This window comes from Exiguobacterium sp. S22-S28, from assembly GCF_043359615.1.
Classification (GTDB): Bacteria; Bacillota; Bacilli; order Exiguobacteriales; family Exiguobacteriaceae; genus Exiguobacterium_A.
Genome location: NZ_JBHFFC010000014.1, coordinates 191,944 through 210,390, shown reverse-complemented (window position 1 = coordinate 210,390; position 18,447 = coordinate 191,944). Strand labels below are relative to the sequence as shown.

Here is an 18,447-nt window from a genome sequence, read left to right as displayed (position 1 = left end):
GAACGCGATCATGCGAAAAAAAATCATCTCATTTCTTTGGAAAACGCAATGTGTTTTTTCGGACAAAAAAAGCACACTCAAACATTTACAGGTTCGAACCATTACTTTAAGTTTAAGATGTCACCACAAGGGAAATATTTTAAGTGTAAAACGAAATGTTGGTTTGAGAGCGGAATACATCATAATATGAGAGGTGGAAAAAAAGATGAAGAAATTCTTATCTTTTGTCACAGCTACACTATTGTTCGCACTTTTTGTGCTCCCAGTAGGCGCAGCGGATGACGCAATGGTTCGTGTAATTCATGCTTCACCGGATGCTCCAGCAGTGGACATCGCCGTTGATGGCAAAACAGCGGTATCAGGAGCAAAATTCAAAGATGTTACGGATTATCTCACTCTCCCAGCCGGAGAACATAAAGTAGAAGTCTTCGCAGCAGGTACAACAAAAGATCCTGTACTTTCTCAAACACTCAACATTGAAGCCGGGAAATTCTATTCTGTTGCGGCAATCGGTAAATTAGCAGACATCAAACTTGCTGTCATGGAAGATAACGGCAAAGGGGAAGACGGCAAATCAATGGTCCGTGTCGCTCACTTTGCACCAGATGCACCAGCAGTTGACGTCGCTCCAAAAGGTGGAGACCCACTCTTCAGCGATCTTGAATTCTCGAAAGTCTCAGATTACGGCACACTGGATGCCGGCACGTACGATCTTGAAGTACGCCCAGCCGGTGCGACAGATGTCGTCAAAGCATTAGATGGTATCAAACTCGACAGTGGCAAAAACTATACAGCACTTGCAATTGGTTTACTTGAAGGAGAACCAGCATTTGACGTCCTCTTGATTCCAGATGGCGGCGAAATGGCAGCAATGCCGGACACTGGTCTCGGCGGAACAACGGAAAACTCTTCAATGGCAACAACTTGGGCACTCGTAGCACTTGCTGGAGCAGCACTTGTTGGGACAGCCTATGTCGTCCGTCGTAAAGAAAACGCGTAATCTTCTTTTACTCTGTACCGTGATGCTTGCTGGGTGTGGAGGAGCAGAGAAACCGGCTGCTCCGTCCGTACCACAGTCAGAGGAACCGGCATCACCTGTCGTCGAGCAACCGAAGCCAAAATCAACTGAGAAACAGACGGAACCATTTGTTCCGGCACGTTTACGTATTCCGACCATCGACGTGGATACGAAAGTAGAAGTCGTTGGGAAGGATACGAAAGGGCGAATGGACGTACCAAAACAGACGGATCAAGTCGGGTGGTACCAGTATGGGGCGAAAGCCAACCAGACCGGCAATGTCATTTTGGCGGGTCATTTAGATGACACGGATGGACCGGCAGTTTTTTATGATTTGGCGAAGGTCAAGCAGGGACAGCGGATTGAAGTGAGTTCAAAAACGGGTGAAAAAGTCTCATACGTGGTGACAAACGTGAAGTCTTATCCCGTTGATCAAGCACCTGTCGGATCGATTTTTGGTGCGACACTTGCACAACGTTTAACCTTGATTACTTGTGTCGGAACGTTCACCCAATCGAAAGGGTACGATGAACGATTGGTCGTGACGGCGGAACAGGAGAAATAGCAAAAGGACCGATCCGTTATGGATTGGTCCTTTTGTTTAGTCAAAACGGATTGGAAAAACGATTGCCGGTGGAATTAGGCGTTGACTTCAGAAGCCGCGACGAGATCCGTTGTTAAGGCAGACAACCCTTGTGTCGTTTGACTGATGCCTTGAATTGTTTGGACGATTTGACTTAAATCATTTTTATTGCGGCCGAACATGTCCAAATAGTTTTCCATCTCTTTTTTAACGGTGTGGATCCCGACTTTCACTTGTTGCAACTCATTGCGGGAAGCGGAGTTCGAACGGGTGATGTCTTCCATCTGAGATACCAGTTCGTTGATGTTGCCGTTGTTTTTTTGAATTAACGTATTGATGCTGCTGCTGAGTAACTTCGCATTTTCCGCCAAGTTGCGGACTTCGATTGCAACGACGGAGAAACCTTTCCCGTGTTCACCGGCCCGGGCGGCTTCAATCGATGCATTCAAAGCAAGCAAGTTCGTCTGATTCGCGATGTCTTCAATTCCTTGCGTCATCTTGACGATTTCGTCCGACGTCGTTTTCAGTTGCTGAATGCTCGTCAATGACGTGCTGACTTGTTCCGTCGATTGGACGAATTGTTGCTCCATTTTTTCCATCTGTGTTTCATTTTCTGATGTCAATCCGACCAGATTACGGCTTGTTTTTTCCGTTTGATCGGTTTCGGATAAGATTTGTGTCGCGCGACGACTCGTTTCCGAGATCGCACCTTCCGTTTGTTCAACGGTACTTGCGACTTCCTGGCTGACACGAACAACGTCTTGCAACAGACGGCTCCGTGATTCGTTTGCCGCACTGACTTCCTGTAAACGGGCGTCTACGTATTGACTCGTCACGATTTGCGCATCGAGATTCATCGCATGGTTGAGCGCTAAAATGGCATTCGACAACTGCGCCGGATCGTGTTGGAAATGCTCGACGATTTTCGGAATCAACAGTGTATTAAACGCTGCGTAAGAAGCGATGAACCAGGTCACCGGGACGAAGTTGCGGTTATGCGTTTTCCCCATGCGGGTCCGCATCGCCAAGAACTTATCATCCATGTTACCGGTCAATAAACTGCCGAAGTAGTCAGCAAAAACTTTCTTCAGCCGTTCCCGTGTCGAGGAGTTTTGAGCAATCTGGACCATTTCTGGATGCAGAAGCAAATAATCGAGTACTTGCTCGAGGACTTCGTCCAAGACGCTGTTGACGACAGGTGCCATCGCTTTTAAAGTTTGCAAGTGTTCTTCCGTGTAGCCCATGTATTCTAAGCGTCCTGTTAAGCTTGGATCACTTGTTTTCGTAATAAGTCGTTTGTCTGGAAATCCGATTGTCGCCTGATAAGTCGACGTCGATGATTTAGCTTTAAATGGATTGCGCACGATTTGCCCCCGATTTTCTTATAATTAAGATTTTTAGTGTCTTGTTTGTTATCGGCTGTTTCTAGAAATCCGATAATCGTTTTCTATAAAATTTAGTTGTTGCGAATAAAACATTGACCTGAAACAAAAAAACTCACGGTCTTGGACCATGAGTGAAATGACCTCTTCTGAAGTGAAGGGCACATGCTATATGTGTCAGGCAATAATTAGACAGGTTGATCCTCTTGAAAGGCTTTTTTAGCATCGACAATCGTTCGCATCCGGTTTACACACCCTTGAACGAATTGAATGTCGATCGACGTAAACCGGGTGACAGGTCCTTTGGCTGACTCAGCGCTGAATGTGAAGGTTCCGAGATTCCAAAGTTCGATTTTAAATCGTTTTCCTTTGTTGTCATCGAAGTGTTCTACGAATTCGATTTTCGGTACCATACGAACCCCTCCTTGTTAAACCATTCCCGATTTATCAGAAATAAAAAAGCCAAACTGCGTGTTTCAGGCAGTTTGGCTCAAACTATTTAAGCAGACGGAACGTCGTATCCGATTTCTTCGATGGCGTCAACAAGGCGATCTGTCGCGATGTCTTCGTGTGTCACTGTGACAGTGTTGTCAGCAAGTGAAACCGTTGCATTCGTTACCCCGTCCAATTCATTGAGTGCCGATTCGACACTCGCTTTGCAGTGGTTACATGTCATACCGATGACAGGAATGGTTGTTTCTTTCATGATAGATGTCCTCCTTTAGATAATGGAATACGTTTTAAGCGTAACGCATTTGTGACGACGGAAACAGAGCTGCATGCCATGGCAGCACCTGCGACCCAAGGGGCGAGGAGTCCGAGGCAGGCAATCGGAATTCCGATGGTATTGTATCCGAGGGCGAAAACCAGATTTTGCCGAATGTTTTTCATCGTCTGTTCACTGAGCCGAATGGCAGTGACGACTTGTTGCAGGTCATGCCCAAGCAGAGTGACGTCTGCCGCTTCGAGTGCGACGTCTGTCCCGCTGCCAAGCGCAATCCCGACATTTGCTGTCGCCAGTGCTGGCGCATCATTGATGCCGTCCCCGACCATGGCGACCCGCCGTCCCGTTGCCTGCAATGCTTTGACGTGGTCGGCTTTTTCAATCGGTAACACATCAGCGAAGACGTGATCTTGTGGAATACCAAGTTCGACTGCCAGCTGGTCCGCGACTTCCTGCCGGTCCCCGGTCAACAGGTAGACTGCTTTTGTTTGTTGCAGCTCTTGAATGACCTGCTTGGTGGTAGGTTTCAGTTCATCCCGGATGGCGTATCCGGCTTTGATTTCCTGATCAACGGCGACATACACGAGTGTAGCGCCGGCAGACGACCAGTCAGGGAGAGGGAGGTCACGTTCCCGCATCATGCGTGCCGATCCGACGATCACGTCACGCCCTAAAATCATGCCGCTGACACCTCGTCCGGCATCAACGGTGAAGCGGTCGATGTCAAAGACGACATCCCGTTCCTCCGTAATCGCATGAGCAAGCGGGTGTTCCGATTTTTTCTCAAGTGCTGCCGCAAAATCAAGTGCTTCCTCCTGACCAAACGTCTTGACGACGACAGGCCGGCCAACTGTCAACGTTCCCGTCTTATCAAAGACAATGGCGTCAACATGCTGTAACGACTCGAGTTGCGCACCACCTTTAAATAACACACCATGTTCGGCACCTTTGCCCGTTCCGACCATGATGGAAGTCGGTGTCGCAAGTCCAAGCGCACACGGACAGGCGATGACAAGCACGGCGATTGCCGGACGAATGGCTTCCGCGAACGAACCGGTCGTCCACCACCAGACTGCTAATGTCAGCAAGGCGATGGCGACGACGATTGGAACGAAGACACCGGAAATCCGGTCGGCCTGCCGCTGAATCGGCGCTTTTTCCGTCTGCGCTTGTTCGACGACGCGGATGATGTTCGCAAGAATCGTCTCCTGACCAACTTTGGTGGCTTCGATCACGAGATGCCCGTTCGTGTTTAATGTGCCTCCGATAACAGTATCGTTGTTCGTTTTATGAACCGGAAGCGGTTCACCGGTCAACATCGATTCGTCGAGATAGGCATCGCCGGATACAATCTGTCCGTCCACCGGGATTTTTTGTCCCGGTTTCACGACGAGCTGCATCCCGGTTTGGATCTGATCCATCGGGACCGTCCGTTCGACGCCTTGTTCCAGGACAACCGCATCGGTCGCCTGTAAGGAAAGAAGACTTTTAATGGCACCTGTCGTTTGTTGTTTGGCACGATCCTCGAGGACTTTTCCAAGAAGGACAAGTGTGATCAAAACGGCGCTGGTCTCAAAATAGAGATTCGGCATCGCCGGATGGATCAGCATTTCCGCGATTGAATAAAAGTAGGCAGCCGATGTCCCGAGGGCCACGAGGACATCCATATTGGCGCTTCCGCTGCGAAGACTCTTATAGGCTCCGATATAGAATGGAGCACCGATGACGAACTGGACCGGTGTCGCCAGCGTGAACTGGAGCCATGGGTTCATCAGGAATGGCAAATGAATCGGGCTATTCGGGATGTGTGACACCATACTGAGTAACAACGGCAAAGACAATAGGGCGGCGATCCAAAAGCGGTAGAGCATCCGGCGGTTTTGAACCTGTTCGTGCGGAGCTGTCTTAAGCGTGGCACTGTAGCCGACTTTTTTTATCTTATCGAGGATCGTCTGCTCTTCCATGTCGTCCGGAACCGCAATTCGGGCGGTCTCAAGCGGCAGGTTGACCGTCGCTTCGACACCATCCATCCGATTTAAGACCTTTTCAATCCGTGCGGAGCAGGCAGCACAGGTCATGCCTTCGATGTTGAGTTCAATTGTTTTCGACATCTGAATCCCTCCTTACTTCTTGAGACGAGCGATGACGGCCATCAGTTCATCGACATACACATCCGTTTCCTCGTTACCGGTTGCAGCATCGTGCATACACATCTTGACGTGACGTTCGATGATCTGCAGCTCCACTTGCCGGAGTGCGGCCTGAATCGATGCGGTTTGGGTCAAGATATCGATACAGTAGCGGTCTTCCGCGACCATGTTGGCAATGCCGCGGACTTGACCTTCAATCCGTTTTAATCGTTTCGTCAAGGCATCTTGTTCCTCGGAGGAGCGGGGAACAAGGGGATGATCATGCGCCATGAGAAGGCACCTCCTTTTGGTTTCTTTGTCTAGTTCGACTATATCATATAGGTATGGGGGGTACCAGTATAAAGGTTCAAGATAAAAAACCGCTTCATCCCAAAGGACAAAGCGGTTGTAAGAACTAAGCGATTTACTGGTTTGAGACTTGCGGTTTGACGATTTGTTCGTTCAATGACCGGTTGCTGATGATGTCTTCGGCTTGTGTCGCTCGTTTGATGAAGAACGAGAGCACAAACGCAAGACCGGCGATAAACGTCGAGATGAAGAAGGCATAGTTGATGCCGTCGAGCGTCGCTTGCATGACGATTTGCTGCTTCATGGCAGCAGCAGCCTCGGCAGTCGGTTGACTCGTCATATTTTTTGCGGCTTCCTGCGCGAGTTCCGTCCCGCGTGTTTTCGCATGGGTCGACATGATCGTGACGAGCAGAGCTGTTCCGATGGCACCGGAGACTTGCTGTAACGTATTGTTCATCGCTGTCCCGTGCGGATAGTAACGGGTAGGCAACTGGTTCAGTCCGTTAGTCGAAACCGGCATCATGACCATCGACATCCCGAACATCCGGAGAGAATACAGGATGATCAAGTGGGTATACGTCGTATCCATCTCAAGCTGACTGAAGTAGTAACTCGTGACGACCGTGATGAACAGTCCGGTAATCGCCAGCGGACGTCCGCCAATCTTATCAAACAGTTTCCCGTTGATCGGCGACATGACAGCCATCAAGATTGCTCCCGGCAGTAACATCAGACCGGCATCCAGCGGAGAGATCCCGCGAATCGTCTGAACGTAGATCGGCAAGAGCAACATCCCGGAGAACATCGCGATTGTCACGACCATCGAGATGACCGACGACAAGGCGAACATCGGATACCGGTAAATTTTAAAGTTGAGCATCGGACGTTCCATTTTCAATTGACGCAGGATAAACGTGACGAGGGCGACAACTCCGATGATCAAGGCCAAGATGACATGGAGACTGTCCCAACCTTTAGAACCGGCAGAACTGAAACCGTACAACAGACCTCCGAATCCAAAGGAAGACAAGACGACCGACGTAAAGTCGAGCTTGGCATTGGACCGTTCTTTGACATCACGGAGTAAAAAGAATCCAATAACAAGCACGATCAAGGCGATTGGCGTAATGAAATGGAACAACATCCGCCAATCGTAATGCTCGATGATCCAGCCGGATAGTGTCGGACCGATAGCCGGTGCGCCCATCATGATGAGACCGAAGAAGCCCATCGCGGTTCCGCGTTTTTCAATCGGGAAACTGACGAGCATGACGTTCATCAAAAGAGGCATCATGATGGCAGATCCGGAAGCCTGAATCATCCGACCGGCAAGCAGGACCGGAAAGGCATCCGCAAAGCCGGCGAGAATCGTCCCGAGTGAGAACAAGGTCATCGCCAGTAAAAACAGGCGGCGGACCGAGAATTTTTGAATCAAGAAAGCAGAAGTCGGGATTAAAATCCCGTTAACGAGCATGAAACCGGTCGACAGCCACTGAACGGTCGATGTTTCAATGTTCAAATCCTTCATGATGGAAGGAAGGGCGATGTTAAGTAACGTGTTATTTAAAAAAGCAATAAAGGCACCGATCATCAGTACGGCAATGATGCCATAGGGGGGACGAGCGGAAGCAGATTTTTCGTGTTGCATGGGTTTCCTCCTTAATGAACTGGCAGTACATATTTCTATACGGTCGTTCTATCTGTTGTCTATCTTAATCGGATTTAACTTGAATTACAAATATTAATAGCTAAGAAAGATAATTTTATTTTTTGTAAACAAGATGAATCGTTAGGAGGAATCGTTTCATAATTAAAAAAAGCGTCACTCCTTTTGCTTTGTTGAAAACAAAAGTGGTGACGCTTTAATAAAATACACGTTATTATCCGACGTGTGTCTGCAGGGCATCCGTCGTAATGTCGTAATGCGAGGTTGTCCAAACGGCCCGTCCGTCCTGAATAAACAAAACTTGCGGCGACTCATGCCGGACGTTGTACTGTTCCGCGATGTGATTCGACAAGGTCCGTGCTTCCTGGACTAACAGGTAAGCGGTCGGAACGGATGTCGTATCGGCATACTTCGTGTACTCCGAAAAACCAGCCGAGCTGATCGGGCAAGTCGTGCTGTGTTTACAGATGACGAATGTCGTATGTTCTGAAACAAATTGATCAAAGTCGGAAATTGATTGTAATTTTCTAAGCTGTGTCATTCTATCATCCTCCATAAGTCCGTAAACGGTCACTTAACTTCAGATTTTCCCTGTAATCGACCGGACAGTCAATCAAAACGGGTCCGTCACTCAAGAAAGCTTGTTCGAGGCAAGCAGCCAGTGTACCGTGTTCTCCGACACGCAAACCTAGTGCACCAAAGGCGACAGCGAGTTGAACAAGATCCGGATTGTCGAATTCAATATAAGGCGCCCGTCCGTAAGCTTGCTGTTGTTTCCATTCAATCAGTCCATACGTCCCGTCGCGCCAGATGATGACGACGATCGGCAATTTCAGCCGAACTGCCGTCTCAAGATCCTGACCATTCATTAAAAAGGCACCATCACCTGACGCACAGAGGACACGCCGTTCCGGGTAGAGCAGTTTCGCGGCGATGGCACTGGATAACCCATACCCCATCGAAGAAAAGCCGTTCGAAATGAACAGTTGATTCGGGCGTGTCGTTTGAAAATGCCGTCCGAGCCATACTTTATGCGCGCCGACATCGGAAAAGACCATGCCGTCCGAACCGGTCGCCTGTTCCAATTCCCGAACGATACTTTGAGGATGAAGCGGCAGTGCCATGGAATAGGATGCCTGAATTTCTTGACGTAGGCGGTCACGATCTTGCTGCCAGCCGGACCAGGCACGATTCGGCACGTCTTCAGCAAGTAAACGTAACGTATCCGGCAAAAAACCAATCAAATTAGCCACGACCGGATAATATTGGTCCACCTCATGTTGATTCGTATCGATGTGGAGGACCGGTGTCCGGTTCGGGTTCCATTTCGACGGCGGCAGTTCCGTAATGTCATAACCGATCGCGATGATTAAATCACTTTGGTCGATGATGCGTTGATTATAATCAGCGTTTGGCAGGCCGATCGTGTGAGCAGCGAGTTCATGATCGGACGCAATCGTTCCTTTTCCCATCATCGTCTCAACGACGGGGGCGCCTAAATGCTCGACAAAACGACGAAAGGTCTCCGTCGCTCCGCTCCGATTAATCCCGAATCCCGCAATCACGACAGGTTTTTCCGCTTGTTCAATCTGACGCAAGACGGCACTGTCCTTGACCGAAGTCGGATGCAGATAAGTTGGTGCACTATCCACAAGCAAAGGAGTTTTGGCATCGACGTCAGCTTTGGCAATGTCTTCCGGGAAGGAGATATGTGTCGCGCCCGGTTTTTCGGAAGCAGCTTGAGCAAACGCCTGGCGGACGACTTCTGAAATGACTTCACCGGAAGAGATCGATGTACTGGATTTTGTGATCGGCTGGTACATCTCAACCAGATCGAACATCTGATGCGAGGCTTTATGTTGCCGCCACGTTGCTCCTTGCCCGGTAATCGCGACGACCGGAGAATGGTCCATCGTCGCACTGGCGATACCGGTCATCATATTCGTTGCACCGGGTCCAAGCGTCGAGAGGCAGACGCCGGGGCGTCCGCTCAATCGACCGAACATCGAGGCCATGAATGCCGCGTTTGTTTCATGACGTGTCGTCACGAAGGTGATGTCTGATTTACTGATCGCTTCAAGTAACGTAATGTTCTCTTCGCCCGGCACACCGAAAATGTGTGTCACACCTTCTGCTTCGAGACAGTCAACGAACCGTTCAGCGGCGTTCATTGGTCCAGACCGCCGATTGAGACATACTTCGTTTCAAGATAAGCTTCAAGCCCTTCAGAACCGCCTTCACGTCCGACACCGGACTGTTTCATACCGCCAAACGGCGCTTGAGCCGCCGAAGGAACACCGTCATTCCAACCGACGATTCCATAATCGAGATTTTCGATGGCCCGGAATGCGCGGGCATAGTTGTTCGTGAAGACGTAAGATGCCAAACCAAACGGCGTCTGATTGGCGTAATGGACGGCTTCCTCATCCGAACTGACACGTTGGACGGGAGCGACCGGACCAAACGTCTCTTCGTTCATGATCAGCATTTGTGGAGTGACGTCAGCGAGAACCGTTGCTTCATAATAGTAGACATCCTGATCCTCGTCGGTTTTTCCTGTTCCGCCGGTTACGATCCGTGCACCGGCTGATGTGGCGTCATCCACATGTTTTTTGACTTTGTCGTAGCCGGACTTGTTGATCATCGGACCGATTTTCGTGTCGCTGTCGAGTCCGTTACCGGTTTTCAGTTTAGCTGTTTCTTGACCTAACTTTTCGACGAAAGCATCGTAAATCGAATCAGATACGTAAATGCGGTTCCCGCAGACACATGTTTGTCCGCCGTTCCGGAACTTCGATTTAATCGTTTCAGCGACAGCGAGATCCAAATCGCAGTCATCAAATACAAGAATCGGAGCATGCCCGCCAAGTTCGAGGGACATCGCCTTGATCGTCTCGGCACCTTGAGCCATCAATGTCCGACCGACTTCAGTTGAACCGGTGAAGGTGATCTTATCGACGTGGGGATGGGTCGCAAGCGATTCCCCCAATTCTTTTCCGCTGCCCGTCACAGCATTGACGACGCCGTCCGGAATGCCGACTTCCTGACAGAGCTCAAGCAGACGGAGTGCGGTCAACGGAGTGGCCGTTGGTGGTTTTAAGACAAATGTACAGCCGGCGACGAGTGCAGGTGCCAACTTCCGCGTAATCATTGCCGCCGGGAAATTCCATGGTGTAATCGCAGCGACGACACCGACCGGCTGTTTGATGACATGCAGTCGTTTGTTTGTATCATGTGATGGAATGATCCGACCGTAGGCGCGTTTTCCTTCTTCCGCAAACCATTTGACGAAGTTCGCCGCATATTCGACTTCGCCTTCTGACTCAGCAAGGGGTTTTCCCATCTCGAGTGTCATCAGGCGTGCCAATTCATCCTTTTTTTCAAGCATTTTTGCATACAATTTTTCAAGTAAGGCAGCGCGTTCATACACGCTTCGTTTCGACCATTCCGGAAAAGCTTTCCGGGCGGCTTCGACGGCGTCGTTGACATCTGACTTTGTTCCGTTCGGTACACTGCCGACGACTTCCCCGGTCGCCGGATTTTTGACATCGGTTCGTTCCCGCTCGTGATTGAGCCATTGTCCATTAATCAAAAACTGTCCGTCCATCTTACAAAATCCCCCTTTTTTATTCGCATTGTTAAGGATATACCCGAAGATTGGAAAAAAGATTCATTTTTCCCGGAAAAGGTTGTGCAAAAGGCTAGAAATTGACCGATAAACAGTGTAGGATAATTCAGTAAATGTAATGTATTTCTGTTAGAAGAATTGTGTTTGAAAATGAAATTCAACAATTGTGTAAAGTAACGGAATCAACCTCGAATCGTTGACATTCCAACTGGGTTTGATAAGATAAAGATAGGGTATTTGCGCAATCGGTTGCGCTATAAAAAACTAAACCGATGATTACTATAAAATATCAAGAATTAGTATAAAAAAACGGACAACAAAGACTGAAATACGAGAGGATTTATCCATAATGACACAAATGATACCGCGTCCGGAAACGGCACAAAAAACACTCACGCGAGCTTGGTGGAAAGAAGCAGTTGCTTATCAAATTTATCCACGCAGCTTCTATGATGCAAACAACGATGGAATCGGCGATATCCCGGGTATCATCGCAAAATTGGATTATCTGAAAGATCTCGGAGTCGATGTGTTATGGATTTGCCCGATGTTCAAATCACCAAACGATGACAACGGATACGACATCAGTGATTATGAAGACATCATGGACGAATTTGGAACGATGGCCGATTTTGATTTATTAATGGAAGAAGCACATAAACGTGATATTAAAGTATTGCTGGATTTAGTCGTCAATCATACGTCGGACGAACACCCGTGGTTCCTCGAATCCCGTTCGTCAAAAGACAACGATAAACGTGACTGGTACATCTGGAAGGATGCAGTTAACGGCGGCGAGCCGAACAACTGGGAAAGCATCTTTGGCGGTTCAGCCTGGGAATACGATGAAAAGACCGAGCAGTACTTCCTGCACGTCTTCTCACGTCGTCAACCCGACTTGAACTGGCGGAATAAAGACATGCGTCAAGCGGTTTACACGATGATTAACTGGTGGCTCGATAAAGGGGTCGACGGTTTCCGGATCGATGCCATCAGCCACATCAACAAGGATCAATCGTATGCCGACTTGCCAAATCCACTCGGTATGCCACACGTCCCTTCATTTGAGATGCACATGAACGTCGAAGGGATTCACGAATATCTCGAAGAATTGAAAAACGAGACATTCTCCAAATACGACATCATGACAGTCGGTGAAGCGAATGGTGTAACGCCGGAAGAAGCAGATCTTTGGGTCGGAGAAGAAAACGGCAAGATGAACATGGTCTTCCAGTTCGAACACATGGATCTGTGGCGGGCCGACGCGGAAAAAGGCGTCGACGTTGTTAAACTGAAACAAGTTTTGACGAAATGGCAAAAAGGACTTGAAGAAACAGGCTGGAACGCCCTGTATCTTGAAAACCACGATAAAGTCCGCTCCGTCTCCCTTTGGGGTGATGAAGGACAATACTGGAAACAAAGCGCGAAGTCACTTGCGATGATGTATTTCTTCATGCAAGGAACGCCGTTCATCTACCAAGGGCAAGAGATCGGGATGACAAACGTTCAATTCCCGGACATCTCTGACTACGATGATGTTGCGACGAAAAACATGTACAACATGCAACTGGCATCAGGGAAAACACATGAAGAAATTATGGAGGTCATCTGGAACTCGTCCCGTGATAACTCCCGGACACCGATGCAGTGGACGAATGAACAAAACGGTGGGTTCTCGGAACAGTCGCCATGGTTCGGCGTCAATCCGAACTTTGCGGATATTAACGTCGCGTCCCAGCAAGCAGATGAAGACTCGATCCTGAACTTCTACAAACGGATGATTCAGATTCGGAAGATGGAAGAAACGTTGATTTACGGAGAATACGACTTAATCCTTCCTGAGGATACAAAAGTGTATGCTTACACACGAACACTCGGAAATGAACAGTTCCTGATCGTGACGAATCTAAAAGATGAAGTGGCGGAAGTCGATACCGACATCATTCTTCACTCGGATAACGTCATGCTCGCGAACTACGAGACGACGTATCACGAAGGAACAGAATTGACGCTTCAGCCGTTCGAAGCACGTCTGTACCGCGTACGCTGAGGAAAAGACTGGATTTGGCAGATGCTGAATCCGGTCTTTTTTGTTCCGGCACGCGGAAAGCAGAAGATGCAGGACATCAGAAAATCGTGTACGCTAGACGGTGAGGTGATAAAAAGTGAAACCAACACGTTATCCGGTGCGGTTGCGACAAGTCACATCGATTCAAGATGAAGCGATGCGAGAATCTGTCGAGCTTGAAACCGATGGCACATTGTTTGAAACGAAGGACGGGTTTGCCCTGAAGTTCATTCAAGAGGACGATCAACCGATTGACACGACCATCAAATGGTCACTCGATCAGGTGGCGTTGAACCGAAAAGGTCCGGTCTCGATGCACCATGTCTTCATACTGGGTCAAAAGACGAAAAGTGGTTATGAAAGCCAGTTTGGTCAGATGGTCATGGAGACGGAAACCGCAACAATCGAAATGACAGAACAACGCATGCAATTCCAGTACGACCTGATGATGAACCATCAGCCGGTCGGCACGTATACGATTGAATTAACTTGGGAACGGAGTGAGACAGATGGCATTTGAACAAACGGTAAAAGAGATGGAACAGATGCTCGAAGAAGATTGGTTCGAGTGGTTGGAAAATGATGAACCGAAATACAACGAATGGCGCGATCAACTTGAGGCGCTTGCAGAGCAGGTCATGACGGAATACAACTCGAAAGTCGATTCGGACGCGATTGATTCCTTATTATTAATTAACGAAGACTTACCGGTCTTGTACGGTGAAGATACGGTCATGCTGTATACGGCGTTACTTCATTCACGAAAAGAAGATGATTCGGTCTACGAACGTTATTTGACGATCTTAGGTGCCTTTTCAGAAGAAAATCATCCGGCGATCCGGGAAGTTGAACAGGCCGTGTCGAAAAAAGATTACAAAACAGCATATGCGCGTGCCGTGAAATTACCGCAATCGCTTGGATTAGAATAAGTATGTGCCAGAGCAGTTCCATTCAAAGGATATTTGAACGGGCTGCTTTTTTTGATGTTCATTATGAGGGGGGATCAGCATGAGAACGTTATACCGGATTGTCGTCGGGATTGTCAGACAGGAGGATCAGTTGCTGTTGGTCAAAAATCAGGTAGATGGAGCGGAATCGATCTGGAGTCTTCCGGGTGGTGTGATTGAAGCCGGCGAGACACTGGCGGAAGCTTTAAAACGGGAGATGGCAGAAGAAACCGGACTGTCCGTCGAGACGTTCCAACTGGCATACGTGACAGAAAACTTCATCGAACAGTTTGATGCCCACAGTCTCGTTACCTATTTTGAGTGTACGGTCACGGGAAGTCTGATGCTGAATAATCCCGATGGTGAAGTCGTCGCCTGCCGATGGGTGCCGATCGAACAGTTGGGGGACTATCTCCTGAATCATGATGTGCTTGAGCCGTTGCAGGATTATTTGAATAAAGCATCTAAATCTTATTATTTATATGAACAGATGGTCTGGTAATCGGGTAAAAGAGATAGAAAAGTTAAGCGATGGAGGCGATGAGATGAAAGCTGTTCAAGTCAATGGATACGGTGGTGTCGAGCAACTCGAAGTCGTCGAACGTCCGGTCCCGACACCGCGCGCCGGGGAAGTCCTGATCGAAGTGAAAGCATGCGGCATCAACAATACGGAAATCTGGATGCGGGAAGGCGCCTACGGAACGGACACTCAATCAGGCTGGAAACCGGAAGGCGTTCAGTTTCCCCGTGTCCCGGGTTCTGACATCAGTGGACGGATTGTGCAGGTCGGAAGCGGGGTCGACGAGGCACGCAACGGTCAAGACGTCGTCTTGTTTCCGTTCACTTCAAGCGGCGCAGAAGGAACGGAACATATCAGTGAAGACATGGCGTTCATCGGATCAGAGTATGACGGAGGATATGCCGAGTATGTCGTTTGGCCGGCAGAACTGTGTTATGCGATGCCGCTAACCGATTACACAAAAAGTGCTGTTTTCTCCGTCAGTGGATTAACGGCGTGGCATATGAACGAACAAGTGCAACTGCAACCGGGGCAAACGGTTCTCGTCACAGGTGCAAACGGCGGCGTCGGCTCCTTGAATGTCCAGATTGCCGCCCGCGTGTTTGGGGCGACCGTCATTGCCGTGGTCGGAGACTTGAAGACGGAAGAGGCACTCAAACGTCTTGGCGCCACGCATGTCTTGTCGTACCACTCGGAACAATTGGCGGACGAGATCATCGCCGTTAACGGTGGACCGATTGACGCTGTTCTTGACGTGGTCGGGGACCCGTTGTTCAAGACGGCACTGACTGTCTTGAAAAATGGCGGGAAGTTCTGCATTTCCGGTTCTGCCGGTGGTCAGCAGACCCACTTGGATTTCCGGACGCTGTATTTAAAGCATTTGACGTTTTACGGATCTGTTCTCGGAACACGTGCTGAATTTGCACGGATGCTTGACGCGATTGCTGCCGGCAAACTGGAACCGGTCATCGATCGGACATTTCCGCTGGAAGAGGCTGCGGCAGCCCAGACGTATTTTAAGGAGACAGGCAAGCTCGGGAAAATCGTATTGATACCGGATCAAAATTAGAAAAAACGTGTTGTTTTCACTCGCTTGAGGAAAGCGAGAGAGAACAACACGTTTTTTGTGTGGTCTTTCATCTAACAGCGCGTCAGAAAAAAACATTAAAATAATGAATGAATAGCCATTCATTATATGCTATACTCATATCAAATAATGGCTTTAGGGGGAAAGGGGCTTGTTTCATGGGGACGTTTTTACTGATTAACTGGATTGCCTTCCTGCTCGTCGCAGGTTATGCAGGTTATTTGTTCGTCACGCTTGTCAAAAGTCGGTATGAGGCGATCCGCAGGGGGAAAAAAGCGGAATGGACGCTGACGAACAAAGAACGGCTCAATGCGGTTCTCGTCAACGTATTCGGTCAAAAGAAACTGTTGAAGGATAAGAAAAGCGGTACGATTCACGTCATGATGTTTTATGGATTTTTACTCGTTCAATTTGGAGCGATTGATTTTATCTGGAAAGGACTCGCGGTCGGACAACGTTTTCCGCACGTCCCGCTCGGACCACTGTATCCGATCTTTACATTTTCCCAAGAAATCGTCATGCTCGTCATCTTAGTGGCTGTTGTTTGGGGATTCTACCGCCGCTATGTTGAAAAACTGGTTCGTCTGAAACGGAATTTCATGGCCGGACTGGCGTTGATTTTCATCGGTGGATTAATGGTCGCCGTCCTGTTCGGAAACGGATTTTTCCTGGTTTATGAAAATCATTCGACGTTCGGGGAACCGGTGGCGTCAGCGATTGCGTTTTTATTCAGCTGGGTGCCGGAACAAGTGGCGTTTGGTCTGTTTGTGTTCTTCTGGTGGGCACATCTCTTGTTCCTGCTGAGCTTCATGGTCTACATTCCACAAGGAAAACATGCGCATTTGATTGCCGGAACCGCCAACGTTTGGCTTGGTCGGACATCAAAAGTCGGACGGATTACACCCATCGATTTATCGGTCATGGAAGAAGCGGAAGACGACGAAGCGGAATTCAGTTTTGGTGTCAACCGGATTGAAGATTTTAATCAAAAACAACTCGTTGATCTGTATGCCTGTGTCGAATGCGGTCGCTGCACCAACATGTGTCCGGCGAGCGGAACCGGGAAGATGTTGTCACCGATGGACTTGATCGTTAAATTACGTGATCACCTGAATATGAAGACGGCGGCGATCACCCAGAAGTCACCGTGGGCACCGGCGTTTGCCTTCGAAGGATCACAAGGCAATCAAATTGCGTCACTTGCTGCGGCAGGACAGATGGATGTTGTGCCGGATTCATTGATCGGCAACGTCATCACAGAAGAAGAAATTTGGGCCTGTACGACATGCCGGAACTGTGAAGATCAATGTCCGGTCATGAACGAACACGTTGATAAAATCATCGACCTCCGTCGTCACCTGGTGATGATGGAAGGAAAAATGGATCCTGAGATGCAACGGACGATGGCGAACATCGAACGTCAAGGGAATCCGTGGGGGATGAACCGGAAAGAACGCGAAAACTGGCGCAAAACGCGCGAAGAGTTGGTCGTCCCGACTGCAAAAGAAAAGAAAAAAGCCGGCGAAGAGTTCGAATACCTCTTCTGGGTCGGAGCAATGGGCTCATATGACAGCCGCAGTCAAAAAATCGCGATGGCGTTTGCGCGAATCTTAAATGAAGCGGACATCTCGTTTGCGATTCTCGGCAACGATGAGAAAAACTCTGGTGATACACCACGCCGCATCGGGAATGAGGTTCTGTTCCAGGAACTGGCGGAAGCGAACATCAAGTCGTTTGAGAAATACGGCGTCAAAAAAATCGTCACGATAGATCCGCATGCGTACAATACGTTTAAAAATGAGTACCCGGACTTTGGTCTCAGTCCGGACGTCGAAGTGTATCACCATACGGAATTGCTCGCCCGGTTGATTGACGACCAACGGATCAAACCGATCCATGAGGTCAGCGAACGGGTCGTCTATCATGATTCGTGTTATCTTGGTCGCTACAATGATATTTATGATGCACCGCGCTACATCTTAGAGAAGATTCCAGGAATCACGCTTGTCGAAACGGAACGCAACCGGGAAAAAGGTATGTGTTGCGGAGCCGGAGGCGGCATGATGTGGCAGGAGGAGAAAGTCGGGGCACGTGTCAATGTCGCCCGGACCGAGCAGTTGTTGACGGTTCAACCATCCGTCATCGGATCTGCTTGTCCGTACTGCCTGACGATGCTCAGCGACGGAACGAAGGCGAAAGAGGTCGACGAGCAAGTCGCGACCTATGATGTCGTCGAACTGCTCGAACGGTCGATTGTCGGAACATCGATGAAGGAAGCGGTAACAAACTAAGTCTGAAAAATAGCTTGAGCAAACGGAACGTCTCCTCTAAGAAAGAGGGGGCGTTTTTTAAGGTGCCTAATAAGCATAACGTTGTTGTGTACGGT

Annotated in this window: 17 protein-coding genes; 8 read left to right on the top strand and 9 right to left on the bottom strand. The window is 49.0% G+C overall.

What is annotated here, in order from left to right; all coding sequences use genetic code 11:
* Nucleotides 1-205: 205 nt before the first annotated feature.
* Nucleotides 206-1,000 (top strand): DUF4397 domain-containing protein, encoded by a 795-nt coding sequence (locus ACHA8N_RS04285; protein WP_147511598.1) that lies wholly within the window; start codon nucleotides 206-208, stop codon nucleotides 998-1,000.
* Between the two features lie 22 nt (nucleotides 1,001-1,022).
* Nucleotides 1,023-1,583, top strand: a complete 561-nt coding sequence (locus ACHA8N_RS04280) for a class F sortase (RefSeq protein WP_393964848.1) — start codon at nucleotides 1,023-1,025, stop codon at nucleotides 1,581-1,583.
* 74 nt (nucleotides 1,584-1,657) lie between these two features.
* Here ACHA8N_RS04280 and ACHA8N_RS04275 read toward each other — a convergent pair whose 3' ends face one another.
* From ACHA8N_RS04275 to ACHA8N_RS04235, 9 genes are all read right to left on the bottom strand, one after another.
* Nucleotides 1,658-2,965, bottom strand: coding sequence for a protoglobin domain-containing protein (locus tag ACHA8N_RS04275; RefSeq protein WP_393964847.1), 1,308 nt, complete (start codon nucleotides 2,963-2,965; stop codon nucleotides 1,658-1,660).
* A gap of 206 nt (nucleotides 2,966-3,171) precedes the next feature.
* Entirely contained in the window at nucleotides 3,172-3,396 is a 225-nt protein-coding gene (locus ACHA8N_RS04270; protein ID WP_393964846.1) for a hypothetical protein, read from the bottom strand.
* Between the two features lie 86 nt (nucleotides 3,397-3,482).
* Nucleotides 3,483-3,689, bottom strand: a complete 207-nt coding sequence (locus ACHA8N_RS04265) for a cation transporter (RefSeq protein ID WP_147511601.1) — start codon at nucleotides 3,687-3,689, stop codon at nucleotides 3,483-3,485.
* On the bottom strand, nucleotides 3,686-5,818 hold the full coding sequence (locus ACHA8N_RS04260; RefSeq protein WP_393964845.1) for a heavy metal translocating P-type ATPase: 2,133 nt from the start codon (nucleotides 5,816-5,818) through the stop codon (nucleotides 3,686-3,688). The genes ACHA8N_RS04265 and ACHA8N_RS04260 overlap by 4 nt, the downstream gene beginning before the upstream one ends.
* A 12-nt stretch (nucleotides 5,819-5,830) precedes the next feature.
* Nucleotides 5,831-6,127: a metal-sensitive transcriptional regulator gene (locus tag ACHA8N_RS04255; protein WP_147511603.1), complete on the bottom strand. Its 297-nt coding sequence runs from the start codon at nucleotides 6,125-6,127 to the stop codon at nucleotides 5,831-5,833.
* Nucleotides 6,128-6,260: 133 nt separating this feature from the next.
* On the bottom strand, nucleotides 6,261-7,793 hold the full coding sequence (locus ACHA8N_RS04250; protein ID WP_147511604.1) for a DHA2 family efflux MFS transporter permease subunit: 1,533 nt from the start codon (nucleotides 7,791-7,793) through the stop codon (nucleotides 6,261-6,263).
* A gap of 232 nt (nucleotides 7,794-8,025) precedes the next feature.
* On the bottom strand, nucleotides 8,026-8,352 hold the full coding sequence (gene ytxJ, locus ACHA8N_RS04245; protein ID WP_393964844.1) for a bacillithiol system redox-active protein YtxJ: 327 nt from the start codon (nucleotides 8,350-8,352) through the stop codon (nucleotides 8,026-8,028).
* Nucleotides 8,353-8,356: 4 nt separating this feature from the next.
* On the bottom strand, nucleotides 8,357-9,982 hold the full coding sequence (locus ACHA8N_RS04240) for an acetolactate synthase large subunit (protein WP_393964843.1): 1,626 nt from the start codon (nucleotides 9,980-9,982) through the stop codon (nucleotides 8,357-8,359).
* A complete protein-coding gene (locus ACHA8N_RS04235; RefSeq protein ID WP_393964842.1) occupies nucleotides 9,979-11,418 on the bottom strand; it encodes an NAD-dependent succinate-semialdehyde dehydrogenase in 1,440 nt (479 codons plus the stop codon). The genes ACHA8N_RS04240 and ACHA8N_RS04235 overlap by 4 nt, the downstream gene beginning before the upstream one ends.
* A 370-nt stretch (nucleotides 11,419-11,788) precedes the next feature.
* Between ACHA8N_RS04235 and ACHA8N_RS04230 the strand changes: the two genes are divergently transcribed.
* From ACHA8N_RS04230 to ACHA8N_RS04205, 6 genes are all read left to right on the top strand, one after another.
* The gene (locus tag ACHA8N_RS04230; RefSeq protein WP_051524897.1) at nucleotides 11,789-13,489 is read left to right on the top strand and encodes a glycoside hydrolase family 13 protein; all 1,701 of its coding nucleotides are present in this window, start codon (nucleotides 11,789-11,791) and stop codon (nucleotides 13,487-13,489) included.
* A 115-nt stretch (nucleotides 13,490-13,604) separates the two neighbouring features.
* Nucleotides 13,605-14,027 (top strand): YwiB family protein, encoded by a 423-nt coding sequence (locus ACHA8N_RS04225; RefSeq protein ID WP_233550706.1) that lies wholly within the window; start codon nucleotides 13,605-13,607, stop codon nucleotides 14,025-14,027.
* Nucleotides 14,017-14,436: a hypothetical protein gene (locus tag ACHA8N_RS04220; protein ID WP_026834156.1), complete on the top strand. Its 420-nt coding sequence runs from the start codon at nucleotides 14,017-14,019 to the stop codon at nucleotides 14,434-14,436. Before ACHA8N_RS04225 ends, ACHA8N_RS04220 begins: the two co-directional genes overlap by 11 nt.
* A 79-nt stretch (nucleotides 14,437-14,515) precedes the next feature.
* Nucleotides 14,516-14,956, top strand: a complete 441-nt coding sequence (locus ACHA8N_RS04215) for an NUDIX hydrolase (RefSeq protein ID WP_393964841.1) — start codon at nucleotides 14,516-14,518, stop codon at nucleotides 14,954-14,956.
* A 43-nt stretch (nucleotides 14,957-14,999) separates the two neighbouring features.
* Nucleotides 15,000-16,043, top strand: a complete 1,044-nt coding sequence (locus tag ACHA8N_RS04210) for a zinc-binding dehydrogenase (protein ID WP_393964840.1) — start codon at nucleotides 15,000-15,002, stop codon at nucleotides 16,041-16,043.
* A 176-nt stretch (nucleotides 16,044-16,219) separates the two neighbouring features.
* On the top strand, nucleotides 16,220-18,352 hold the full coding sequence (locus tag ACHA8N_RS04205) for a (Fe-S)-binding protein (protein WP_393964839.1): 2,133 nt from the start codon (nucleotides 16,220-16,222) through the stop codon (nucleotides 18,350-18,352).
* The last annotated feature ends 95 nt before the right edge of the window (nucleotides 18,353-18,447 follow it).